The sequence below is a fragment of the Saccharicrinis aurantiacus genome (assembly GCF_947489045.1).
Lineage (GTDB): Bacteria > Bacteroidota > Bacteroidia > Bacteroidales > Marinilabiliaceae > Saccharicrinis > Saccharicrinis aurantiacus.
The window spans coordinates 1-26,437 of the sequence record NZ_CANLCN010000021.1 but is presented as its reverse complement, the minus strand read 5'-3'; the positions used below and the strand labels follow the sequence as shown (position 1 = coordinate 26,437).

The 26,437-nt window shown below is 37.1% G+C and carries 10 protein-coding genes; 8 read left to right on the top strand and 2 right to left on the bottom strand.

From position 1 onward, the window contains the following. The first annotated feature begins 63 nt into the window (after positions 1-63). A complete protein-coding gene (locus QMO11_RS18565) occupies positions 64-4,212 on the top strand; it encodes a hybrid sensor histidine kinase/response regulator transcription factor (RefSeq protein WP_282039122.1) in 4,149 nt (1,382 codons plus the stop codon). Between the two features lie 92 nt (positions 4,213-4,304). Here QMO11_RS18565 and QMO11_RS18560 read toward each other — a convergent pair whose 3' ends face one another. Beyond that, entirely contained in the window at positions 4,305-6,755 is a 2,451-nt protein-coding gene (locus QMO11_RS18560) for a T9SS type A sorting domain-containing protein (protein ID WP_282039120.1), read from the bottom strand. 453 nt (positions 6,756-7,208) lie between these two features. Between QMO11_RS18560 and QMO11_RS18555 the strand changes: the two genes are divergently transcribed. From QMO11_RS18555 to QMO11_RS18545, 3 genes are all read left to right on the top strand, one after another. Then, the gene (locus QMO11_RS18555) at positions 7,209-8,666 is read left to right on the top strand and encodes a sulfatase family protein (RefSeq protein ID WP_282039119.1); all 1,458 of its coding nucleotides are present in this window, start codon (positions 7,209-7,211) and stop codon (positions 8,664-8,666) included. A gap of 84 nt (positions 8,667-8,750) precedes the next feature. Further along, positions 8,751-10,562: a right-handed parallel beta-helix repeat-containing protein gene (locus QMO11_RS18550; protein ID WP_282039117.1), complete on the top strand. Its 1,812-nt coding sequence runs from the start codon at positions 8,751-8,753 to the stop codon at positions 10,560-10,562. A gap of 926 nt (positions 10,563-11,488) precedes the next feature. Then, the gene (locus QMO11_RS18545; RefSeq protein WP_282039116.1) at positions 11,489-13,771 is read left to right on the top strand and encodes a beta-galactosidase; all 2,283 of its coding nucleotides are present in this window, start codon (positions 11,489-11,491) and stop codon (positions 13,769-13,771) included. A 69-nt stretch (positions 13,772-13,840) separates the two neighbouring features. On the opposite strand, the gene QMO11_RS18540 is transcribed toward QMO11_RS18545, so the two are convergent. Then, the gene (locus QMO11_RS18540) at positions 13,841-15,883 is read right to left on the bottom strand and encodes a T9SS type A sorting domain-containing protein (RefSeq protein ID WP_282039114.1); all 2,043 of its coding nucleotides are present in this window, start codon (positions 15,881-15,883) and stop codon (positions 13,841-13,843) included. A gap of 179 nt (positions 15,884-16,062) precedes the next feature. On the opposite strand from QMO11_RS18540, the gene QMO11_RS18535 reads away from it, so the two are divergent. The 4 genes from QMO11_RS18535 to galB all read left to right on the top strand — a co-directional run bounded on the left by QMO11_RS18535 (position 16,063) and on the right by galB (position 26,127). Next, on the top strand, positions 16,063-18,639 hold the full coding sequence (locus QMO11_RS18535; RefSeq protein ID WP_282039113.1) for a T9SS type A sorting domain-containing protein: 2,577 nt from the start codon (positions 16,063-16,065) through the stop codon (positions 18,637-18,639). Between the two features lie 249 nt (positions 18,640-18,888). Beyond that, the gene (locus tag QMO11_RS18530) at positions 18,889-21,684 is read left to right on the top strand and encodes an outer membrane protein assembly factor BamB family protein (RefSeq protein WP_282039111.1); all 2,796 of its coding nucleotides are present in this window, start codon (positions 18,889-18,891) and stop codon (positions 21,682-21,684) included. Positions 21,685-21,925: 241 nt separating this feature from the next. Beyond that, entirely contained in the window at positions 21,926-23,449 is a 1,524-nt protein-coding gene (locus QMO11_RS18525; RefSeq protein WP_282039109.1) for a sulfatase family protein, read from the top strand. A gap of 227 nt (positions 23,450-23,676) precedes the next feature. Then, on the top strand, positions 23,677-26,127 hold the full coding sequence (gene galB / locus QMO11_RS18520; RefSeq protein ID WP_282039108.1) for a beta-galactosidase GalB: 2,451 nt from the start codon (positions 23,677-23,679) through the stop codon (positions 26,125-26,127). Positions 26,128-26,437: the final 310 nt, after the last annotated feature.

Here is a 26,437-nt window from a genome sequence, read left to right as displayed (position 1 = left end):
GAATTAGCCTAGATAATTAATATTCTTTCATTATGTTTGCGTTTCAACTCAATAAAAAATGCAATGAGGGATAAGTATTTTCTAGCCGCCTTATTAATCCTATCTTTTTCAATTCAGCTTATTGCCAAAACTAAAGAGCTGGTTCCAACAACCCAGCTTACCATTAGTAATGGCTTGTCGCACAATGGCGTTTCCTCTTTACTTGAAGATTCACGTGGTTTTATATGGATTGGAACCTTCGAAGGCCTAAATAAATACGATGGCTATAAATTTACCACCTATAAAAACACCATACATAATAAGTTATTAACAAGTAACCGAGTTAGAACCTTAGCCGAAGATGAACAAGGCAACATCTTAATAGGGAGCGATGAAGGTTTAATGATGTTTGATTATGATACAAGTTCCTTTAAAAGAATTTATACAAACAAGAAGAAGGGGAACAAATTAAACGGACCTATAATTCGAAGGATCATAATTAATCCAAATTCCGATCAAATAATATGTACTACTGAAAAATCGGGGATATTACTTTTCGATAAATCGTATAATTTCATCAAGCAATATAGCCCCTTAGGAGTTGAAGATACCAAACAAGCATTGTTTCATAGTGGTATAGCATTAGATGCGGATAATTACGTAATTACCTGTAACAAGGGCTTGTTTTTATTTAATGTTAAAACCGAACAGTTTACCCGAATATTAGGTGATAGAGTTTGGAATTCCTATGACTTAGTAAAATATGATAATAAGCTTATTGTAAGTTCAATGAGTGGGGTTTTTATTATGTCGTTTATTGAAGAAGCTGGTTCCTATCAATTTAAATTTAAATCAAAGGCATTTTCAGATTATCAATTGAACTATTTATCTATTGATAAACTTGGGAACTTATGGATGAGTGGATTAAGTCAGGGAATTATACATGTTAATAATTGCTCAAACTTCACGCAAGGTCAACCCTATCAAACATCGCGTTTTAAGCCCAAAAATAGTTTATTGCGGATGAGTCAAATATTGCCCAATACAAGTTATGGCTGTTGGGCAGCTTCGTATGATAAAGGAGTATATCGATTTAATTTACAAGAGAATCCATTTCATTTATATAATACAGAAGTAAAAGATAAGTACGGACTAAAGGCCAATAACGTTACTAGTGTTGCTAGGTTGGATCAGAATAGAATCTTTTTAACAGCAAGTAGAGGAGGCTTGGCTCTATTTAATGTAAAACGAAATCGTTTTGAACCATTGCCTTTTGCCATTTCAGAACAAGAAAGTAAAACCATAACCTCAGTTTATGTAGATTCAAGGCGGGATGTATGGCTTAAGTTTAATAATAAACGAGGGTTTTGCAGAGTAAGGCATAATAGAAAAGAATTAGAGCAAGTAAAGTGTAAAGATGGTAGCGTAATACCATCAAATTATAGGGTTTACGAGTTTCAAGAAGATAGGCATGGTGATATTTGGTTTGTATCAATGGAGGGTACTTTTCGCATATCAGTAAATCGAAAAGGTACCGTAATTGAGGTAGAAAGCATTAGTGAAAATCCTTTATTTAAAGATTTAGATTTAGGCAGGTCGCGCACATTATATATGGATCCGCATTATGATTTCTTATGGATAGGTACCCATACTAATGGAATTATTAGAGTGGATGTATCCACACAGAGAAAGGTGTCAAAACTGAAGATGAAGCAGTTTAAACCTGAGCCTAATAATCCAAATTCTTTAAGTAGCGCTTTTGTTTCTTCTTTTGTACGATTGCCCAACAAAGAATTTTGGGTAGGTACCGAAGGTGGTGGTATTTGTAAAGTTATAGATAGTGAAACGGAGGCTACCTTTGTGCCTTACACCGAAAAAAATGGCTTATCAAACAACGTAGTAAAATCTATATTGTATGATGCCGAATACAACCTGTGGATTGCTACCAATATAGGCCTAAATAAGTTTGATACAAAAGATAAGTACTTCCGCAAATTTAATGTTTCTGATGGATTGCCATTCGAAGATTTTTGGTATGCATCAGATGTACTTGATAACGGATTGATGTTATTCTCAGGCATGCAAGGTTTGTGTTATTTTAAGCCTTCCGAAATTCCGCAGGAAGATAATCTGCCCAAGCTAGAACTCACTAGTATTAAAATATTAAACCAAGATATTCATCGTGGAGATACAATTAACGATAGAGTTTTATTTGATCAGCCTTTAAACAAGCTAAATACGATAGAATTAAAGGATAATGAGAACGTTTTTTCATTTGAATTTACATCATTACACTTTTCAAATTTTGAGAACTATCATATTAAATACCAATTATCACCAGTAAACGATGAGTGGGTTGAGGTTCCATCTAATCAACGTCAGATATCTTACAGTGCCTTGCCTGCTGGAGATTATATACTGCGAGTGTCTGCCTCAAATACAATGGGTTTATGGACAGATCCGATTGAATTAAATATAAAAGTATTGCCTCCGTTTTGGAAATCAAATTTGGCTTTAATGCTTTATTTTGTAGTGTTTAGTTTAATATTTATTGTGGTTTTTGTTTATGCTAAAAGGCTTCAGTCGCTCAAACATAATCTTGAACTAGAGCAGTTTGAAAAAGATAAGGTAAAAGAGGTAAATACTGCTAAATTGCAATTCTTCTCAAATATATCGCATGAAATTAAAACGCCGCTTACCTTAATTTCGGGGCCGATAGATATTTTGGTGAAACGATTTCAAGGCAAGCAAGATATTGCTGATAAACTAGTTTTAGTGCAGCGTCAGGCCAAAAAGATTTCGCAGTTGGTTGATCAGGTGCACGATTTTCAGCGCTCTGATGCCAATCAGCTAATTATGAACTCTAAGAAATTTGAGTTTAATACATTTATCCACGGTGTGTTGAAAGACTTTGAGTTTATGGCCACAAGCAACCAAAAGGTGTTGAAAGCAAAAGGTCCTAAAAATGAAGTTACTGTATTTGCAGATCAGGATAAGCTGGAGAAAATTTTTAATAACCTACTAAATAACGCTTTTAAGTTCACAAAAAGCGAAGACGAAATAACCATCGAATATAGGGTAGAGGGAAAGAGGTTAATAGTGGCGGTTACCGATACAGGTAAAGGAATACATGCGGATGATGTGCCATTTATTTTTGAGCGTTTTTTCCAATCTCGTAAAGAGAATTCTGAATATACCGGAGGGTCGGGTATAGGCTTAGCTTTTTCAAAGCGATTGGCAGCTATGCACTATGGCGATATCTCGGTAACCAGTACCTTAGGTGAAGGAACCTCGTTTGTAGTTGACCTGCCTATTGTGAGTGATGCACTTGAGCAGGGCTATTTAGAGGCTGAGGAAGAAATTATTTATGAGGATAAACAAGCAGAACTCAAGGAAAGTAAACTTGATTTGGTAGATGTTTCAAACATAAAATTAGAAGCAGATTTATCTGATATTACAGTATTTTTTGCTGAAGATAATGTTGATATGCGCGACTTTGTTGTGGATGTGTTATCGCATTTCTTTATTGTGAAAGGTTTTGAAAATGGTCAGGCATGTTTAGATGCCATGAAGAGTGAGTGGCCTGATATTGTGGTTAGTGATGTGCTAATGCCCGAGATGAATGGTTTTGATTTATGTAAAAATATTAAGTCGGATATAAAAACGAGCCATATCCCGGTCATCCTGTTAACAGCAAGTACTGCCATGGAAGATCAAATAAAGGGGATTAAAAATGGAGCTGATTCGTACATTAAAAAACCATTTAATGCACAGCATTTAGTATCGCGCATCGAATCGTTATTAAAAAATAGGAAACAACTACGAGAGCGTTTTCAAATTGATTTTCCGCTTACGCTTAAAAAAGAAGAAGGTACCGATTCAAACGATCAAATATTTCTTGAGAAATTATATGGCCTATTTGAAAAGAACTTGGATAACCAAGATTTGGATTTGAATTCGTTTGCCAAGGAGCTTTATCTGAATAGAACTCATTTTTACCAAAAGGTGAAGGCCTTAACAGATACTACTCCGTTTGAGATGATGAAGAAATACAGAATCTCTAAAGCAGCAGAATTTTTGGTGCAACAAGGTTTATCGGTTAACGAGGTTTATATAATGACTGGCTTTAAAAGCCGTGCGCATTTCAGTAAATTATTTAAGGAGCGCTATGGCGTAACTCCAGGTAAATATGCATCAGAAGCGGCTAAAAAGTATACTGATACTGCTGAGTAAAGAATAATTATCTTATAAAAAAGGCAGAGAGACGCTTCAAGTCTTTCTGCCTTTTTTGTTAAATTATAAGTTACTAACGCATCTCTGTATCATTACTTCTTGATAAACTTAAAGCGATAAGCCTCACCTTCGTTATCAATTTGTGCAAAATATAGTCCGGTGGCTAGTTGGCTCACATCTACTTGTAGCACACCATTTGCGTACTGAACTTGTTGGTTGATGCTTACTTTATTTCCTGACACAGAATAAATGTGAAGTGCTGAAGCATCAAAATTAACTAAGGCATTTTTTATGTATAAAACATCTGCAACAGGGTTAGGGTAAACTACAGTATTATCTCTAATGATGGGATTAACCGCATTGTCAGTATCGTCTTCATCAGGTATAATTTCAGTTACCTCTTTGTAGTTTGGTATTGTTAAAGTAGCACCTGCATTTAAAACACGATCGCCACCTTCTAAGGCACCACAATCGGGTGTAGCCGAATTGGTATAGCCACTTAATTCAGTACCTGAGGCTTTAGCTGCAGAACCTGTTTTTAAAGAGAAATCTCCATTGGCAGCATCTACAAAGTTATTGGCAGCATCGTCAAAATCTAAAAACTGGTTGGTTTCCGGATTAAAATGGTAGCCCCACTCTGCGCAATGTTCTACATATTCGTTAAAATCATGAGTTGATAAACTAGATCCGGCAGGAGCTTCTTCCCACGTTATTTTTCCTCCTGTGCTGGTTAGTGTTTGTCTGTTGTACGATATTTTATAGCCAGGACCATTCATAAAGATATTATTCACAAAATGACCATCGTCTATCATTCCTGTGTTATCAGCTTCAGGTATCCCTAACTCTTCCCAATTGGCAATTTCAATATTCCATATACCAATATTCTCATCCACATTCCAAATAGTATTGTTGTAATAGTTTACCGGAAGGTGCATGGCATTGTAACGCGGACCTAAGTACAAAAACTCACCAACAGGTTCAATTTCAAAGTCGTGTTCTACTGTGTGTTTAATATTATAAACCAGGTTGTGGTGCGCCGTGTAGTTTTCTACATCCTCCATATAAAAAGCCGTTGCTTTCACTCTTTTATAGTTAAAACTCGATACCGGAACCCCAACTACATCATGAACTTTGTTATAGGCAATTTCGCTATCTTTTAGGTTGATGGTTGCTATTTTGCCAGTGCTGGTAGCTTCTATTGGTCCTGCATCTTCTCCTAATTTCATTGAACCGTAAAAGTCGCAATCCATAATATTAACCTGTGCATCTCCTCCGTCAATTCGAATCTGGAATCTACAAGCATCGCCAAAAGTACAGTTGTTGATGTTGGTTTTATCGCTGGTATTAACATGAACGCCCGAAGTAAAAATACCTACCCATCCAAAATCTTCGATAATACAATTTTGGAAACTATTATTTTGTCCATCTTTTAACGAGAACATATTACCCCACGAATGTGCTACATGTAAATCTTTGAAAGTATTGTTTGAGCTATTTCTAAGATAAATTCCTTTCGGGTCACTATCGCCCTGGCCGTAACCTTTGGGAATCCAAAGCGGATGTACATAACGGATGCTACCATTTTCGATAGTTGCGCCTGTTGCATTTTGTATATCCATATTACCTGCTACAAAATGTAGCCCTTTAATACTTACGCCTGATGTATTATTTAGTACCAAAACCTTCTCTCTTACCTGAATTTCAATACGCGTATCGTCAAAGGATTCCGCATTACTAGGTAAATAGTAAAGCTCATCGCCATCGGCAAACCATTCTCCGGGGTAGTCAATTAGGTTTTTATGCATCACAAAACCCCAACTAAATTTGTGCTTCGTATTGTCGAAGCCAGCTTCATTTTTCCAATCGCCATTATTCATTGCCTTAAAAGAAACCGTATTGCCATTCTTATTTGTAATGTCTCCGTATACATATTGACGCATTTTTCCGGTTAAACCGCGAAAAATACCACCACTTAAGTCCACATCTGGCAAAGTAGTATCTTCAAAAGTAGCATGACCTGTAGCATTTACTCCAGCATCTTTATAAACATTGCTCAATGGAGCATACCCACTTTTTATGTTCATGGGGTCCATCATATCACCCGTTGTATTGTTAGGGTGTCTGGCCATCATTTGTATATTGCCATCAGCAAAAAGTTGAGTGTAGTCCGTTTCAATATTGAAACTAGAAATGTCGGCTACTTTAACACCTTCGTGCATGCCTGTAGCATCATCCCAACCTTCAACTACTTCTGCGCCTGTAACAAGTACGTAATCGTTCTCGAAGCTTTTAATGGCAAGGTTATTTTTATTAACCACCACTTTTTCTCGATATATTCCCTCATGTACCCAAATAATATCTCCGGCACTTGCGGAGTTAATGGCTTCTGTAATAGAATATATCTTACCAGCCTCTTCAATGGGTGTTGTTTCGCTCCAAGGAATTTCGGTGGAATAAACATGGAGGTCTTGTTGTGCTAAGCTGCTTACCGTAATACTTAAAGCTAGTATTAGAAAGCTGAAGTGAATTGTAGATTTTTGCATATGAGTTTAATTAAACCTTATTAAGCTAATTGATGGTTTGAGTTTTAAAACACTCAAATTATAACATCCAATATTAGCCAATACCGAATGAATATAACATGTGTGAATAATAGCAATATGGTGGACGTTTTGTTATTGTTAGTTGTATAGTATTCGGATTTAAGTTGGTTTTAGCGCTTAACCTTGCAGTTGGAGTAATTTGTTAATGATTATGATAGCTGAAAATGTATAAAATATTGCTCAGTACAAATAATCACACAAATGGATACTTATGAGCACATGTTATAATAATACTCTTCAGTACTCTGTATTTGTGTTTGAGTTATTTTACGCCAAAGTACATTACATGAACTCATGGGGATAGCTGAACCACATTCTTTTAGTTGTTTTGTTATTAGAAAAAAAACGGATCTTAGAGTTTTAACAATAAACTCACTAATTAAAAGAATAAAAATGAAGCAAATAGCAATAAAGATATTGAGTGTTCTTAGCGTAGTTTTGTTGGTTCAATGTGCACCTCAACCCAAAGCAAAAACAGATCAAGCAAACCAACCAAATGTGATCTTATTTGTATCGGATGATCATGGTAAAGATGCTTTGGGGTGTTATGGTAATGATATTATTCAAACACCTAACCTTGATCAGTTGGCAGAAGATGGTGTAATGTTTAACCAAGCCTATTGTACCAGTGCTAGTTGTGCTGCCAGTCGTTCGGTTATCTTGACTGGTAAGTTCGGTCATGCCACAGGTTCGTACGGACATACGCACGATTACCACCACTTTAGTACTTTTGATACTGTAAAATCGCTTCCTGTTTTATTAGAAGCAAACGGATATTATACCGCTCGCATCGGAAAATACCACTTGGCACCCGAATCGGTATACCATTTTAATACTGTGCTTGAAGCTGATGAGCGCAACACCGTTGAAATGGCTGATAAGTGTGTTGATGTGATTAATTCAGAAGCCCCATTCTTTTTATATTTCTGTACTAGCGATCCGCACCGTGGTAATCCGTTTAAGCCTGAGCGTTGGGATATGCCTAATAATTTTGGTAATAAACCAGAGGGCTATCCGGGTGTTGAGACTGTGGTTTACGATCCTAAGGATGTTTATGTGCCAGAGTATTTGCCAGACAATAAAGAAACCCGTGAAGAGATTGCACAATACTACCAAAGTATTTCTCGTATCGATCAAGGTTTTGGTAAGCTAATGACTTACTTGAAAGAATCGGGTAAGGCTGATAATACCATAGTAATATATATATCAGATAATGGAATGGCTTTTCCAGGTGCTAAAACCACAGTTTATGAGCCGGGTATTTGCTTGCCATGTATTGTAAAAGATCCAACGCAAGATGCCAAGGGAATTGTGAATAATACCATGATATCGTGGGCCGATTTAACACCAACTATTTTAGATATGGCAGGTGCTAAAACCAACGAATCGTTCCATGGCAGATCGTTTAAAAACATATTAACTGATACTGAAGCTGAAGGTTGGAATGAGATTTATGCTTCACATACCTTCCATGAAATTACCATGTATTACCCGATGCGTGCCTACCGTAAAGACAATTTCAAATTAATTTGGAATACTGCGTGGCGTTTAGAATACCCATTTGCATCTGATTTATGGGCATCGTCAACATGGCAATCAATCTATCGAAATGATATTGAGTATTTCGGAAAACGTAAAGTAGAAGATTACCTATTTAGAGCTGAATTTGAGTTGTATAATTTAGATAACGATCCATTGGAGTCTGTTAATCTAGCTGATAATAAAGAATATGCTTTAGTGCTAAAAGATATGCAAGAATCACTAAAAGCATTTCAACTTAAAACGCGCGATCCTTGGGTTATTATGTGGGATCACGATAATTCTATGCAAGGAACTGGAGTTAACCTATAGTTGGCTCTTAAAAAAAGCTTGAGATACTAAGCTAAGTGAAAGGTATATCAACAGATTATTGAAGAAATAGAAAATAATAGACAAATGAATAAATTGAAATTTTTAATCAGTGTGGCAGTAATGCTTACTGTATTTGGTTTTACATCGGTGCTGGCTACCGAAGTAATCAATATCAAACATAGTACTAAGGATATGACTCCCATAGTGCGTGCAGCCATAGAAAATGCCAAAGAGAAGGATATTAAGTTAGTTTTCGAAAAGGGAGACTATAAATTTATGCCTGATTATGCATTCAGTAAATATTGTTTTATCACCAATCATGAGAATGGTTACAAACGTATTATTTTTCCGTTTTTTGATTTTAACTCTGTTGAGGTAGAAGGTAACGGATCTGAGTTTATTTTTCACGGACAAGTTGCTCCATTTGTATTTGAAAACTGCAATAGCGTTAAAGCACAAAATTTCACCATTGATTGGGATATCCCATTCCTTTTTCAAGGGGAAGTAATGGCTGTTAATGCCAAAGAGGGTTGGAGAGATATTAAGCCAGCTACAGAAGGTTTTTCATGGAAGTTACAACGTGGTAGAGTTACTTTTCCGAATATAGATGAGTTCAAGTTTTCATCATTAGGAAGTAACTTAGAGTTTGAAAAAGATCCAAAACGAGTGGCACATGGTGCTTACGATTTTTCAAGCAGACCTAGTAAAGTAGAGAAGCGCCCGAACGGAGTTCTTCGTATTTACGAGCATAAAAACCAATTTCCAACGGTTGGTAATATTGAGAATTTTAAAGGACCAAAAGGTGAAAATAGATATGCTCCGGCATTTCACTGTAGCTCAAGTAACAACATTCACTTCGACCACATAACAATTCACCATGCTTTAGGAATGGGCTTTTTGTTAGAGCGTTGTGATACGGGAACTATTTCTAATAGCGGAATTTATGTGCGCGAAGGTTCAGAGCGCGTGGTATCTATTATTGCGGATGCAACGCACTTTTGTAACTGTAAAGGACATATTCTGGTAGAGAATTGTCGTTTTGAGCAAATGCTTGATGACGGAACAAACGTACACGGAACTTATGTTGAGGTGAACAAAGTGATTGATGAGTATACGCTTCGTTACCAGTTAAAGCACTTCCAGCAGTATGGGTTTAAATTTGCTGATAAAGGAGATGAGATGTGGTTTATTCACACGCCTAGTCCTGCTAAAAAGGAAGTAAACACAGTAGCATCAGTAAAAATTATCAACGACCATTTTGCTGATATTACTTTCGAGAATAAATTACCTGCGAACCTTAAAAAAGGCGATATCCTTGAGAATAAAACCTGGAATCCAACCTTCACATTAAAGGGTTGTACCATTCAAAACCACCGTGCGCGTAACATAGTACTTAAAACGCCATTGAAAACGGTGATTGAGGATAACTATTTTTCATCAATGATGTCGGCCATTTTATTCCGTGGCGAAACATTCTATTGGTACGAGTCGGGAATTGTAGAAGACGTTACCATCCGCAACAACCACTTTGATTATGTGGCCTATAGCGGAAGCGAGCATGCTGTAATGTATATTACACCGCGTTTGGGTAAGGCATTTGATCAGACAGAGTGTTACGACAGAAACATTGTTTTTGAAGATAATATTATTGAAACATTTGATAACCGTATTGTGTGGGCCGATAGAGCTGAAGGCTTAATCATCCGTAACAACACCATTAAAAAGAATGGAACACAAGAGCAATTATACCCTGATGCACCATTATTTCAGTTAGATAATTGTAAAGATGTGCAAATCATCAAAAACAAGTACGAAGGCGATTACAAAGAAGCTGTTAAAGCTGATGAAAAATCGGCCAAAACCCTTAAAGTAAAGGGCAATAAAGGATTTAAGTAGAATCAAATCATAGTATTACACATTTTGTACCCCAAGTGATTCTGTCGCTTGGGGTTTTTTGTTGCATTTTTGTTGTAGGTTATACCATGAAGTTGTTTAAAGTTGTGCTGAAAAACTGCGAGTAACATCTTGATTTTATTGACTTCAGCTAATTTTTATTCCGTAGCTAAGGCTATGCAAGAAAAATTGAGCCTTGTCACTGAAAACCAATATGTCACTCTCGAAATTTCCAGACAACTTTAAACAACTTCTATGAATAAAACTTCGCGCATGTAAATATTGGGCAACAATATTTTTATGCAAGCCAAATTAATCTTGGGAACAGGCACCTTTTTTTATGCAAGCTCTATTTGAGTTCTGAGAAGGGATTATTTTTTTATGCAAGTCGAAATGGCGATCAGAGGCGCTCTGCTTTTTTTATGCAAGCTATATTTGAGTTCAGAGAGGAGATTATTTTTTTATGCAAGCCAAATTGGCGTTCAGAGGTGACCTGCTTTTTTTATGCAAGCTGTATTTGAGCTCAGAGGAGGGATTATTTTTTTATGCAAGTCAAATTGGCGTTCAAAGGTGACCTGCTTTTTTTATGCAAGGGATTTGCCTGCTTTTATTCTGTTTTATATTTAGTTGTTTAGCGCCCTGATAGGAGTGGTAGCCCTTTGTGCTTTGGTTATAGTGAAGCTTAGCTAGCGGCTGCGACCATAGGAGCACACGCATGGCTTAGCTAAACTTAAACCAAAGCATAAAGGCTTTAACGGATAGCAGGACTAGCGCCATATAAATTTGTAAATTGTTGCAATGGTTTGAAATTGAAAAAAACAGCAAACAATTAATTTATAGACCCACTATATTTACTATTAGGTACGTTGAATAGGCGCGAAATGAAAACATTTGCTTCTGAAAAAAAATAATCATTTACACAACTATTTATGAATTATATGAAAGTAAGTCTGTTTTTGTTAATTGGGATTTTGGCCTTTGGTTTTACCACCTTAGCACAAAATTTAGAGCAAGATGCAAAACAAAAAATCACCAAACTTGAGAAGCTTATAAAGAAAGCCGAAAAGAAGAAAATTGATGTGCAGAAAGAAAAAATGACGGTGCGTACTGCCGAGCTTTTTCTGAAATATGCCAAGTGGGATGAGGCCCATCCTGAAGAAAATATTGAACTGTTTAAACAAACATCAATCTATGAAGATTCGGCAGCGCAGTGTGCTAAAATGATTCCTGATTTTGAGCGTAGTGAGGTAAATATTATGCTTGATGAGGCTACGGCTTATATTGAAAAATTAATTTCGGGTAAGGTAAAACGTACGCCTAGTCCGCTTGTTGATTGGAGCAAGGCGCATGTTGAGGGTGATCAGATTACTTTTAATAATCGTCCGGTGTTTTTAGCTGATTATACTTGGAAGCCCCGTACTCCGGAGTTAATGGAATACCATGGTCAGCAAGATGGTTATTTTTTAATGCCTCCGCATGTTGTTAAGGCCGATGGAACCATTCAGCCACGTGTAATGAAAGAGCTGAATGCTAAGCCTGATGGACAATTGGGTTTTATTTTCTACAATCATAAAAACTCTCCTAAGTGGGCGGCTAAAAAATATGGCGATGGATTTGTAATGCGTGAGGATACGTATACGGCTTACGATATTGACAATCCGGGTGCCCGCGAAATGTATGGCTATATAATTGATGCTACCGTACCAATAATGAAAGGTAAAAAGTATACAGAGCTGGGTTATATGCTTTGTAACGAGCCTCATTTTTATACTACGCGTACCGATAAAAAATTAGATTGGGCAAGTGGGCCTGTATCGGAGTATACTTTTGCAAAATTCAGAAAGTATTTGAGCGAGAAACATGCTTCTATTGAAGATTTAAATGCTTTGTGGGAAAGCAATTTTACGAGTTTTGATGATGTTACCATTGATATTCCTATCAATATTAAAAAGCAAGGTACTCCTATGTGGTTCGATTGGGTATCGTTTAACCAAGAGCGTGTTACCGATTGGTATGCGTGGATGAAGGGTAGAATTCAACAACACGACCCGAATGCTAAAGTGCACTTGAAAATTATGCCAAATCTTTGGACTGAGAATAAGCGTGGACATGGTATAAACCTTGAAGATTTAACCATGTTAAGTGGTATTATTGGTAACGATGCAGGGGCAGCTCATTCGCAAATGTGGGGAAAGCCACATAAGTGGATGGAGCATTATGCTTTTGAATGGAGAGAAATGGCAATGAGCTTTGATTTTATGAAATCGGTTAGCCCGAATAAAATATCGTATAATACCGAGGCGCACTACTTATCAACAGTTCGTTCGCGCGATTTATACTTACAGCCAGAATATGCAAGAGCTACGCAATGGTTAGCCACTACACAGGGGTTAGATGTAAGTCAGATTTGGTATTGGCCACGTAAAGAGGACGGTTCGGTTAGTGTGAAGGCAGGTAAGGGTTATGCGGGTTCAAACATGCAACAGCCACGTATTGTAAACGAAGTACACTCAACAGTTATTGATTTAAATTCGTTTGGAGAAGAGATAATGGCCATGCAGCGTCAGGCTAAGCCAATACGTATATTCCAATCGGAAACTTCGGCCATAAATAATGGTAAATACATGGATAAAGTATTTAGTGTTTACGAAAGCCTGTTCTTTAATGGTGTGCCTTTGGGTTTTGCCACTGAAAAAATTATTAAAAATCAGGATAATAAATCGTGGGAGTGTATTTTAATTCAGAGTGCCGCAAGGGTTACTGAAGCCGAGATTGATGCTTTACAGAGTTATATTGATAATGGGGGTGTGATTATTTCTGATTGGGCTAGTCTTAAATACAACCAGTATGGTCAGCTACATACTAAGAAATTAAAGGGGAAAGGCCGATTAATTAGAGTAAACTCAGTTAAAGAAATGGCAGATAAAGCCATGGAGCTAGTTGAAGAAAAAGGTTTTGCACCTGAGGTTGCCATTACCGAAACTAACGAGCAGGGTATAAAAACCTGTACTTGGAAGTGTATAAAAAATGCCAAAGGAAATAATGTATTATCAATTATTAATGTTGGTAAAACGGATGCTACTTTAAATATTACATTGAAGAATGCTAAAAAAGGCACCAAGTGTTTTAATTTAATTGATGGTATTGATGCCAGCACCACGCCAACATTAAAGCCTAATGAGCTTTATTTTGTTGAGGTGTTAGATAAGTAATTCGAAAAAAATAATACAGTTGATATAAGCGGGATGAAGTGATTCATCCCGCTTAATTATTTTCAGAACTTATTTTTGGATGATCACTTTTTGCGTGTGCGATTGAAGATTAACAGTAATTTCTACTAAATAAACTCCTGCTTTATAATCAGAACAATTAATGCGCATGCTATTTGCATTTGATTTAGTGGAGAATATTTTTGTACCATTGGCTGTGTAAATAGTAATGTTAGAGTCGGGTTTTATTCCTTTAATTGTAAAGAAATCTTGATATACAGGGTTAGGGAATATGCTAACAATAGATTCCGATTCATCAGCCGATTTAGTAGAGTTATTCTCTTCAAGAATGAACTCCGAAATTTTAATAGCCCTATCGGTAAGTTGGTTTTGACCCGTAATGGTTAGTTTAGCATACCTTCCTAATGTGGTATTAAAATGGTCTATATTTAAATTATCAGAGTTCGACCTGCGATCAACAGTGAAATTGCTATCGGAAAAATCGGGAGTAGTAGAGAGTTCAACGGTATAATTATACGATCGGTTTTCGTAAGGGATCAATTGCGAGGTGTTAAAGTATTTTTGCTCACCATAATCAATGATTACATTTTGAGGGAAGTATATGGCTTTCCACCCTGAATTAACTTTATCATTATCAAGAATCTTAAGTGATGGCGAATTTAACTCAGAATTACTTTCACTATAAATTTGAGGATAGCTTTCTTCTATATCCTCGATAGGAATCGGAGTTTGAAAATCGTCTTCTGATTCATAGGGCATCTGATAAACATCGCCAAATTTATTAGTGTAATACAAGCACGATTTTGAAAATGCCTTTGTATTTCCATCTGCCCAAAAGGCATAGAAATCAGGGTCGGTAAAAAAAGGTCGCCTTGCATAGGTGTGGTTACGAGCACTGCTGTTGGTTATGTCAAAAAACTTTGTCCAGGTAATCCCTTTGTCAAAACTCTCCCATATTGCCATTTCACCGCCAGTTCCCCACTCTTGAGGGCCTACCTCCGTTGGAGCAACAATTCTATAGCTACCATCGTCTTCAATATATAAACTGCCCATATCATAATTATGATAGGCTTTTGTAACTTCAGCATGTACCCAATCGGTGCCGTTCCATTGTGTAATTAACCATTTTCGGTCAGGATTTGAAGGCCCTGAAATGTGTATTGGCGAGGTAATGTACAGTATCATTGGATAACCCTCTTCGTTATATCTAATGTCTTTTAAGTATACGTTTAAACCTAAGGCATTATAATCTTTAACAAGTGAAGAGTTGCTTACTGAGCTTAAGGGAATAGTTAGTGGATTATTATTGATATCAACCCATGTTTTACCCATGTCATATGATTCCATGTAGTATAAGTTAGTTCTATTATCAACATTTTTGTTTTTATGCCAATTGTAGAAAAAACCTATTTTATCATCTGTATTAGCTGATATTTGATAATGGCCATCAAAGTCAACTAATTTGGTGTCAGCCGACCATGTATACCCATCATTACTTGTGCGTATAAATAACTTTCGGCCACCAATGTAGTTAGTCAATAATAAAGCAAAACCTTTATCCTTTATAAATTTTGGTTGCGGATAATTAAATGAACTTTCGTCTATTTTTGTGAAGTTAGAGATATTATATGGCATATCACTTCGGTATATATAGCCATTTCTATAAGAATACCTGCCGCTAATGAAAACCCAGATAAATCCATCCGAATCTATCTGAATAGTTGAGTTATCGTGCGCATCAGTGATTCCTAGTTTATTATGAACTACAGTTGGTTTTGCTAATAGTCCGGTTTTATGATCGAAGTAAGAAATCATAATGAGCAGATTAGATTCTGATTCTGCTGTTGTACCTGCATAGGTGAAGAAAGTTCTATCAGCCACCTCTGAGTATATAGCCAGTGGAATGTGCTTGGCAGTATAAGTTCCTAAACCACCCGAATATTTATCACCGTATGGTCCATACTGCCCCAGTGCATACCATAAACCTTTAAAGCCATTTGCAGTTTCTTGCGATTTAACATTAAAAGAGGTGAAAACGTTAATGGATAGGAGGAGGTAGAAATAGAGTGTGCGATTAGTTAAAAGTTTAATCATAATTGAGAGGTTTAAAATGAGGGGAGCAAAACTAACCCTAATTATATTAAATACATAAAGAGTCGTACTGATTTATTTTAATTGGAGCGTAATTTTTACGAGTAAGTATACACAATAAACTAATGAGTATAAATGCATGTAAGGCATCCTATATATTTGACACAAACTAAATTATAGTCATGCAAAAAACTACACATCACAAAACACTTTTAATTCTATTTATGGTATTGCCTTTTACTATGGCTGCTCAAACACTTACCGAGCAAATACAAAGTAAAATTCACGAATTACAAACTCTAATTACGCAAGGAGAATCCAAAGGCTTGGATATGCACAAAGAGAAACTAGCCATTCGAACTTCAGAGGTTTTTCTTTTCTATTCCGATTGGGATGAAGCGAATGTGGCGATTAATAAAAACATGTTTGAGCTTGTTGCCGCATACCAAGATAAGGCCCAGCAAATGGCCAATGATTTGCCAGAATGGGAACGAGGCGATATTATAAAACTGTTAGATAACGGAATAGCTTATGCTGAGGATTTAATAAATGGTAAAGTCACACGCAAAGAATTTGTTGATTTCGATTGGTCAATAGCCGAGCACAATGGCGATGAAATAACCTACAATGGGCAACCTGTATTTTTATCGGATTATACTTGGAAGCTAGCAACAGCAGGGGAGCACAATTTGCGCGACTACTATGGTCAGTTAGATGGTTTTTTTATTTCTCCAGCGCACGTTGAAGATGAGGAAGGAACCATTAAAAAATGGATTTTAAACGATCTTACAAGCAAAGAGAGTGGTACTTTAGGTTTTAATTTTATCAACCATAAAAATGTGCCTCAATGGGCAGTTGATAAATATGGCGATGATTTTAATCTGGGTAAGGATGTTCGTTATACCGAATACGATATTGATAACCCGGGTGCCAAAGAAATGATGGGAATGTTACTTGATGGAACAGTTCCGTACATGGCTGGGCAAAAATACTCCGAGTTGGGTTACTTACTGTGTAACGAACCTCATTTTTATACTACTAAAACTGGCGATAAATACGATTGGGCTAGTTCTACAGTTACGCAGTATACCATAGATAAGTTCAGATCATGGTTGAGTAATAAACATGCTAGTATTGCCGATTTAAATGCATTATGGGGGAGTAGTTTTACTAGTTTTAACGATGTTACAATTGAGATTCCTATTGATAATTCTGAGCAAGGAACTGCAAAGTGGTTCGATTGGGTAAGTTTTAACCAATACCGTGTTACCGATTGGTATACCTGGATGAAGAACGAAATTCGCAAAAGCGATGCCGATGCCAAGGTGCATATTAAAATTATGCCAAACCTTTGGAGCGAGAACAAACGTGGGCACGGCATAAACTTGGAACAATTAACTGAGTTGAGCGAGTTTTGCGGTAATGATGCAGGTGCTGCCTACAACCAAATGTGGGGTTCAACACCAGAGTGGCAAGAGCATTATGCTTTTGAATGGCGCGAAATGAGTATGAGTTATGATTTTATGAAATCCGTCAGTCCCGAGAAGGGAGTAATTAATTCAGAATCGCACTACTTATCAACCGTTAAATCGCGCGATTTATACATGAACCCGATCTATGCACGTGCATGCTATTGGTTGGCTTACACGCAAGGGTTAACAGTAAGTCAAACTTGGTTTTGGTGTCGTCGCGAGGATGGATCGCCCAAATCGGAAACTGAAAAAGGTTATGGCGGATCTAACAATCAGCAGCCGAGAGTTACCAACGAATTAGAATCAACCGTACTCGATTTAAATAGTTATGGTGAAGAGGTTATGGCCTATCAGCGCCAGCGTAAACCACTTCGTATTTTTCATTCAGAAACATCTGCCTTAAATAAACCTACTCATATGGATGATGTTTTTGAGTTGTATGAGGATATGGTTTTTGAAGGTGTGCCCATCGGTTTTGCTACCGAAAACATCATCACCAAGCAAAATAATAGTTTGTGGGATGCAATTTTAGTGTACAAAACGGAGTTTGTTAAACAATCGGAATTTGATGCTTTACAAAGCTATCTGAATAATGGAGGTACGGTTATTATTGATGAGGTATCCTTTAAAAAGGATGAGTATAAACGAGATTTGGCATCGAGCTTAAGCAGCGGAACGGGCAAACTTATTTACAAAAGTACAGTAGAGGCCATACATACTGCAGCCATGGATCAGCTAGATGCGGATAGTAAACCAGAAATTACTGTAGAGGAGACCAATACTGGCGGGCATAAAGGATGCATATGGAAGGTTATTAAGAACCATGCCGGAAACAATTTACTTTCTGTTGTAAATGTGGGTAAAAGCAATGCCGAACTAAATATTACGCTAAAAAATGCTTCAGTCGGAACAGCTTGTAAAGATGTACTCAATGGGGTTTATGTTTCGCATAATCCTACGCTTGAGCCTTACGAAGTATTTTTTGTGGAGGTAATGGATGAGGAAGATCTCACAACTATTGGAGATGGTGTAAGAGGAAAAGGAGAAACTAAGGTGTCGCTTCATCCTAATCCAACTACAGGACAGTTCTATATAGAATTCTCAGATATGCAGCGCAATACTTCTGTGAGTATTTACAATATGAGTGGATCACTTATCGAAAGTAAAAACTACACTTCTGTTAATCAAATTACCTACAGTTTGCCAAGCTATCTCGCACATGGAAATTATATTGTAAAAGTGAACAATGGCAATTGGGTAAAAAGCTTTAAGTTATTGAAGAAGTAATCTCTAGGTACTGTGTTATCGCCTTGCAAAATGCGATTTCAAGGTATGTTCCACAATAATGTACTTTGTAGTCAAATACCGAACTGAGTAATCCTATTGTTTAAAACGTAAGAGCTAGTCAAATACCTATACTCATCCGTAATTTTACTCGGGAGTAAATGCTATAAACGCTAAGGATATTAATTATTAACAGAAAGTCTAACCTTTGTTTTAAATAAGTAATAATGTTATCAACATAAATTTATATCAATGAAGAAGCTTGTGTTTTTAGCTGTTATATTAGTGCTAAGTGCAATAAATACCTTTGCCATAAAAAGCATTACAACAGACTATACCATTACAAAAGTAAGAATTGCCAACGGTGGCAATAAAGAGTTTATTGTAGCTAGTGCTTACGATGGGCAAGTACTTGCCTACGATTATAAAGGCAAAATGCTATGGGAGAATGAACTTTCGGGTTATATGAATCACGAGCTTTGGGCCGAAGATATTACAGGTGATGGTAAAGATGAAGTTTTTGCCGCTAATGCCGATGGAAACTTGTATTGTTTAGATGCCAAAGGAAAGGTATTGTGGCAATTTAAAAACTCAGAAACGCCTATGTACGCCATTGCAGTGGTGCATAAAGAGGGTACACCTTATGTGGTTTGTGGCGATTATTCAAATTCTATTTTCTATTTAGATGCTAAAGGGAAAAAAGTAAAGGAAATTAAGTCATCAACATACTCAAAAGAGAAAACCTTTGGCGATGCCACTGAAATTAAGATGCCGCCAAAAAATACGCATATTGCAAACTTTTTGCGCAAGGTTAAATTGGCCGATGGTTCAGTGAAATTGGCTGTTTTAGGTACCAACAATAGTATGCAAACTACAGGTAGCTTGTATATGTTCGATGTATTGGCAGATAAACCCTACAGTACAAAAAAGATAAAGTCAAAAAAGGCTCAAGGTTACATGGAGCCTTTCGATATTAATAACGATGGAAATCAAGAGTTGTTATTTGGACCTTCCAGTATGATTCAAGATGCCGGTTATACAGTTTATAATACGGTTGATAACACGCAAAAATACTTCAACTTTAAACCTTTACATAAGCAATTCGATCGTTTTGGCTACCGTGTGGTTCAAACTGCAGCAGTTAAGTTAGGTGGAGAAACTAAGTTTTTATCACTTTTTGGTACGCGCATCATTCTTATGGATACAAACATGAAACCTGGTAGTGCAGAGGTATTAGCTAGTAAATGTTCGTATAACGATATGTGGTATAATGCCAATAGCAATCAATTAGTATTAGCTAGTGCGCAGAGTGGTGGTAATGGGATTCATATTATCGACTTAAACTCAAAATCATGGAAGAGTGAATACAAGAAACTTGTTCCTGCGGGTAATGTACAAGCTATGCTTGATAACCATGCAACGGCACGTAAGCAATTAAGTAAATATAAAAAGCCAAGTAGTGAACGAGATCCATTACCAGTATACATGCTATCAGATAGTAAATTCGATGGAGCAGAAAAAATAGTGGCTGATATCAAGAAAAATTATGAATCGCCCATCTTTTTAAATTATTACTTTTCGCCATTTGCTCAAGATCCTAAGGATTGGAATCGTGACCAATTAGGGAATGCCAAATATGTTGAGAAACGCGATAAGCGCAAAAAGTACACAAAAACACAAGAAGAACTGGTTTCACAGATTACTAAAAAATATGATGGAATGCCAGGTATTGCTATGTGGGGAGGGCACGGAAACGATCCTTACTTCTATAGTTTAGAAACGCTAAAAGAGATTATTGATGCTGCCAACGGAAAGAAAACGGTATTTATTTTCCCAGAGTTAGAGAAGCACGACGAAGATTTTGAATGGGTATTAAATAACCATATCTATCCACTTGCCGAGTATGCACAAGGTAGAAATACAAATATTTATATCAGAACAAAGCACACTTTTTGGCAGGGACCGGCATATATGCCACAATGGAACAGAATGCTATCTGGCGAGTTTGCCGATGTATTTGTGCCAAGTATGGAAGAAACCACCGATAAAAGTATGGAGCTAAGCGTTGCAGCACGTATGGGATATTGGATGAGTGGTGCTGTTGACTCTTGGGGAGCTCGTTGTGCGCGTGATAATACTAGTTTTGATCGTATGCGTCAGCACTCACATCAAGATATTCCCAACCACTTCCTTCGTCAGATGGTATATAATGTGGCCAGCGGGTCTCGTTATTTAAACAACTTTGTAGTTGATCAAGAATATATGAGTTTGTTTTGGGAACTAATCGCCAAAGGTGTTTTATATGTACCTGAGCGTAACGAATTATTGAGTTTATCGCCAGTGCATTTAGGTATGTTACCGCCCGATGAGCATATGCTTGAGGAAGGACATAATGTAAAATGGCTTACCTTTTACGATGAAAAAAAGGAGAAAGCCAATCCAATGGTGTTTAGTCATCTGAATGGATCGTGGCCCGGAGCTCCTGTTACGGAGTGGGATTTCTCTAACTATGCAGCAGGAGTTAAAGATCGCCGATTAAACTTTTTACCAAACTATAAAAATGGTATGGTGTTAATGACGCCGGTGCAAGAAGGTAAGTTTGCCATGAAAGATGCAAAACGCGAAGCTTTAGTAAATCAGTTACACCCAATTTATAAGAATATTACCAAGGAGTACATTACTGATGGTGCCAAATATTATTCGGCCGATGGTTCTAAGACTTATTCTGCCGACGAATATTATAAAGTTATTCAGAAGGATATTGAAGAAGGCGCACAAAAATTACCGTTAACAGTTGAAGGTGATGTAGCATGGGTAGTTGCTCAAACAGGTCCTAAAAACTTACGATTAACGATAATTGATGGTGGTTATATAAACCCTAAGGATAGAGAAGCTAAAATCACTTTTAATACAGTGAAGCCAGTTAAAATGCTTGATTTGTTAGATGGGAAATCTTTTAAAGTTTCTAATCCGAGCAATGTAACTGTAGATGTTCCATGCGGGTTATTTCGTTTTATTGATATCGAATTAAGTGAAGAATTAAAATAACAATTTGTAATAAATCCCTAATAAATATGCGAATGCGCAATGTCCTTTTTTAGGCATTGCGCATTTTTTATTGCGTTCGTAAAGCCTTCTGAATTTCAATGATATTAGGCTAATAAGCTAGTTTTAACCTCCACTCGAACAGTAAAGAACATTAATTGTACCCTTGTGTACTCCTTGGTTTTCTGAATCACTTACCTTAGCCTTAGTGAAAATCCAATTATTGATAAACAATATAAACAGCATGAAGTGTACAATTTTAAGAGTAGCCATTGTGTTACTCGTAAGCAGTTTTTCATTTGCATCGAGCTCAGCTCAAAACCGTAAACCCAATATCCTTTGGATTATTGCCGAAGATTTAAATCCGAATATGGGTTGCTATGGCGATACTATTAACATCGGTCACACACCTGTTATTGACAAGATGGCAAGCGATGGTGTTTTGTTTAAAAGAGCCTATGCAACGGCACCAGTTTGTTCTGCTAGCCGTTCTGCATTTATTACCGGCAAATATTCAACAACCATAGGTACACACGAGCATCGTTCAAGCAGATATACCGATGGTGAAATTGTGCCAGAAGAACTAAGAATTCATTTGCCAGATTATATCACTACAGTACCTGAGTTAATGCGCAAAGCAGGTTACTTTACTTTTAATGGTGGAAAAGACGATTATAATTTTGATTACGACCGTCGTGCTTTATACACAGTTGGAACAAAACCCGATTACAAATATCATATGAATGGTTGGCAAGGAAATCATCCAGAGCATTTTTTATCCTGGACAGAAGATGTATGGTCGGCACGTAAGGACAAAGACCAACCTTGGTTCGGACAAGTTCAGATTATGGGAGGTAAAAAAGATTACAAATATGTACGCGATGGCGAGCGTTTAGCTCCTAATGCGGTTCCTCTTCCTCCGTATTACCCAAATATTCCATCTCAGCAAAAACCATGGACAGATCATTATAATGCATCACGTGGATCTGATGCCAGAATAGAATTGATTTTAAATCAGCTTGAGGCTGATGGCGAATTAGAAAATACAATTGTATTCTTCTTTTCTGATCATGGTAGTCCAACATCATTGCGTCATAAGCAGTTTTGTTACGAAGGCGGTTTACACGTGCCTCTAATGGTATTTGGTAACCATCCTTCAATTAAAGCAGGAACGGTTATCGACGATATGGTTACTTTAATTGATGTTTCGGCAACCACTCTTGGTTTAGCAGGACTAGAAGTACCAAAATATTTCGATGGACAGGATGTATTTGCCAAAGATTACAAAGCTGCTAAGGAAGTATTTGGAGCACGCGACCGTTGCGATTTTACCATCGATAGAATTAGAACCGTACGTACTGAAAAATACCGTTATATCCGTAACCTAAAAAATGAGCGCACTATGATGCAACCTAGCTATCGCGATGGAAAACCTATTGTTGAAGGATTGAGAGCAGAGCATGAGGCAGGTCGTTTAACACCATACCAAGAGCAACATTGGTTTCATGAAAGACCAGTAGAAGAATTATATGACATTGCTGCTGATCCTAATCAAATGGATAATTTGGCACTGAATCCAGAATATCAAAGTGTACTTAAAAAGCACCGTAAAATGATGGATAAATGGATTAAATCCACCGACGATAAAGGTCAATATCCTGAAGATCCAAATCGGCTAAAAGCTACTTACGAACTTTGGAAAGATCGTAAACAATTTAAAGGTGCCGATGTAAACGAAGAGTACCACCAATTTATGGGCGAGGACTAATTATAATTCAATTCAAATTGTGCACCTCGTTTAACTGGCCTCTTTTTATAAATAAGAAAGGTTTTTAAAAAGCAGCCTTGCTGTTTTTTCCTTAGTTTTTGTCATCAAGAACATCGGAGCAATCATGAATTGAGTATTCATTATTGTTTCAGCATAAGTCGGGTTTGGGCGAAGCGCCAATAAACCAAGCTATTATTCAATAGAATACAGATTACAATCATACAAAAATGAAAAAGTTAATATTATCACTTATCGCTATTACGCTTGTACTATCTAGTGCATCAGCTCGCGATATTAAAAAATTCAATGCCAATTGGAGGTTTGCACGCTTTGGTGCAATGCCTGATGGATCAGTAAAGGCGGAACCTAAAAATATGGATGAAGCCGATTACGACGATTCCGATTGGCGCCAATTAAACCTGCCGCACGATTGGGGTATTGAAGGGCCTTTCCGTTACGATTTACCTAACCGAACTGGTAAATTGCCTTGGGCTGGGATTGGTTGGTACCGTAAATCATTCACGGTGGATGCCGCAGCAGCTAATAAACGAACGTTTATTGAGTTCGACGGCTCTATGTCGGGAACGCAAGTATGGGTTAATGGCGGATATGTTGGCGAGTGGCCTTATGGTTATTCTTCTTTTCAATTGGAACTTACACATTACCTAAAACCAGGCGAAGAAAATACTATTGCTGTTCGTTTGGATAACAAGGAAGAGTCATCGCGTTGGTATCCTGGTGGTGGAATCTACCGTAACGTAAAGTTAATTACAACTGAGAAAACTTATATCGAGCATTGGGGCGTTTTTGTAACTACGCCTGAGGTTAACGATGCCAATGCAACAGTTAATATTAAAACAGAAATAAACGGAAAAGGCAATAATTTACAATTGGTTTACGAGGTTTTTGATGGTGCCAATAAAGTGGCTAGTGCAAAAGTAAAAGCAGATAGCGATTGTAACATTACATTGGCAAATCCTACTTTATGGGATTTAGATAATCCGCATTTATATACTTTAAAAACCAATCTTTTAGAGGATGGAAAAGTAATTGACAATAACGAAAGTACTTTTGGTGTTAGAACCATCAAATATACCAAAGATGGTTTCTTTTTAAATGGAAAGAAAACTAAGATGAATGGTGTTTGTCAACACCACGATTTAGGACCATTGGGAGCAGCTATTAATGTGAGAGCCATGGAGCGCCAAATTGAAATTTTAAAGGAATTTGGAACCAATGCCATTCGTACAGCACATAATCCACCGGCACCAGAGTTTTTAGATTTGTGTGATAAAATGGGTGTGATGGTGCAAGTTGAGGCCTTTGATGTATGGCAAAAAAAGAAAGCGGATAACGATTATGCCCATCTTTTTGGAGCTTGGCACGAGCGCGATTTACGCAATATGGTACGCCGCGATCGTAATCACCCTTGTGTGGTGATGTGGAGTACAGGTAACGAAATGATTGAACTTCAAAAAATACAAGATGCACCATTAGCATTGCACTTGCGTGATATTGTTTTATCAGAGGATGATACACGCCCAACTAGTTTTGGTTTAAGCCGTCCTGAAGCGCTTTTCAGCGGATGGGCTAAAATGGCCGATGTGGTAGGTATCAATTACAAACCACATGCATATGCTGAGTTAAGAGAGAAGTACCCTGACTTACCTATCTATGCAAGTGAAACTACATCGAGTATTAGCTCACGTGGAGAATATTTCTTCCCTGTTTCTGATGTTCAACGCGAGGGTGTAGGCGGTCAGTTTCATGTAAGTGATTATGGATTATATGCATCGCCAAATGGCTATCCTGCCGATACGGAGTTTAAAGCGCAAGATGAGCACGATTTTATAATTGGTGAGTTTGTTTGGACAGGCTTTGATTATATTGGAGAGCCAACTCCATTTAATAAAGATAAAACCAACCTTTTAAATTATGCCGATCCAAAGGAACGTGCACGTGTTAAGGAGGAAATGAAGAAGTTGGGGAACAAAATTCCTCCACGTAGTTCGTATTTTGGGATTGTTGATTTATGTGGATTCCCAAAGGACAGATACTATTTGTACCAAGCCAAATGGCGTCCTGAATTACCAATGGCGCATATTTTACCGCATTGGAATTGGGAAGGTCGCGAAGGCGAAGTAACACCTGTTTTTGTGTATACTTCTGGCGATGAGGCCGAGCTATTCTTAAACGGAGAATCATTAGGTCGTAAAAAGAAAGCACAGTATGAGTACCGTTTGCGTTGGAATGATGTTACCTATCAACCTGGTGAGTTAAAAGTGGTTTCATATAAAAATGGAAAAGAGTGGGCTTCAGATGTGGTTAAAACTGCAGGAGCAGCTGCTAAAATTGCATTAGAGGCTGACAGAGCTACCATTGATGCCGATGGTGAAGATGTATCATTTATTACCGTTGAAGTCTGCGATAAAAAAGGATTAATGGTTCCCAAAACACACAATAAGGTAACATTTTCAATTTCTGGTCCCGCTGAGATATTAGCTGTAGGTAATGGCGACCCAACAAGTTTTGAGCCTTATCAAGCTTCGGAACGAAAAGTATTTAATGGCATGGCCTTGGTCATTGTTCGTTCTAAAAAAGGCGAAATGGGTAAAGTAAAACTTACTGCTGCGTCAGAAGGTTTAAAAGCGACTTCGATATCGTTAAAAACAGAATAATCTTTAGAATTTTACAATAACTTGATAGTATATTAAGTTATATATAATAAGTTAATAATTTGTTGATGCTGATTTCAAAGGGGGGTCTGGTAACGGATATCCCCTTTGTTTTTATATATAAAATTGTTTTAATAATGTGAAATTTCGTGTATGAAAAGTCAAATCAATTATGCCTTATATGACGTAAAACTCGAATAAAACGTTATGCCAATATCTTCCTGATTAATACTAATATTAACGTGAGTTCGATCTAAGCAGCCTTATTAATATGGTCATTATCTATGATGTCTATATTTAAAGAGGGTTTCTT

Excerpts from the sequence above, each read along its gene's own strand:
- QMO11_RS18545 (WP_282039116.1), top strand. The coding sequence starts at position 11,489 with ATGAATTATATGAAAGTAAGTCTGTTTTTGTTAATTGGGATTTTGGCC.
- QMO11_RS18540 (WP_282039114.1), bottom strand. The coding sequence starts at position 15,883 with ATGATTAAACTTTTAACTAATCGCACACTCTATTTCTACCTCCTCCTA.
- QMO11_RS18535 (WP_282039113.1), top strand. The coding sequence starts at position 16,063 with ATGCAAAAAACTACACATCACAAAACACTTTTAATTCTATTTATGGTA.
- QMO11_RS18530 (WP_282039111.1), top strand. The coding sequence starts at position 18,889 with ATGAAGAAGCTTGTGTTTTTAGCTGTTATATTAGTGCTAAGTGCAATA.
- QMO11_RS18565 (WP_282039122.1), top strand. The coding sequence starts at position 64 with ATGAGGGATAAGTATTTTCTAGCCGCCTTATTAATCCTATCTTTTTCA.
- QMO11_RS18525 (WP_282039109.1), top strand. The coding sequence starts at position 21,926 with ATGAAGTGTACAATTTTAAGAGTAGCCATTGTGTTACTCGTAAGCAGT.
- QMO11_RS18555 (WP_282039119.1), top strand. The coding sequence starts at position 7,209 with ATGAAGCAAATAGCAATAAAGATATTGAGTGTTCTTAGCGTAGTTTTG.
- QMO11_RS18560 (WP_282039120.1), bottom strand. The coding sequence starts at position 6,755 with ATGCAAAAATCTACAATTCACTTCAGCTTTCTAATACTAGCTTTAAGT.
- galB (WP_282039108.1), top strand. The coding sequence starts at position 23,677 with ATGAAAAAGTTAATATTATCACTTATCGCTATTACGCTTGTACTATCT.
- QMO11_RS18550 (WP_282039117.1), top strand. The coding sequence starts at position 8,751 with ATGAATAAATTGAAATTTTTAATCAGTGTGGCAGTAATGCTTACTGTA.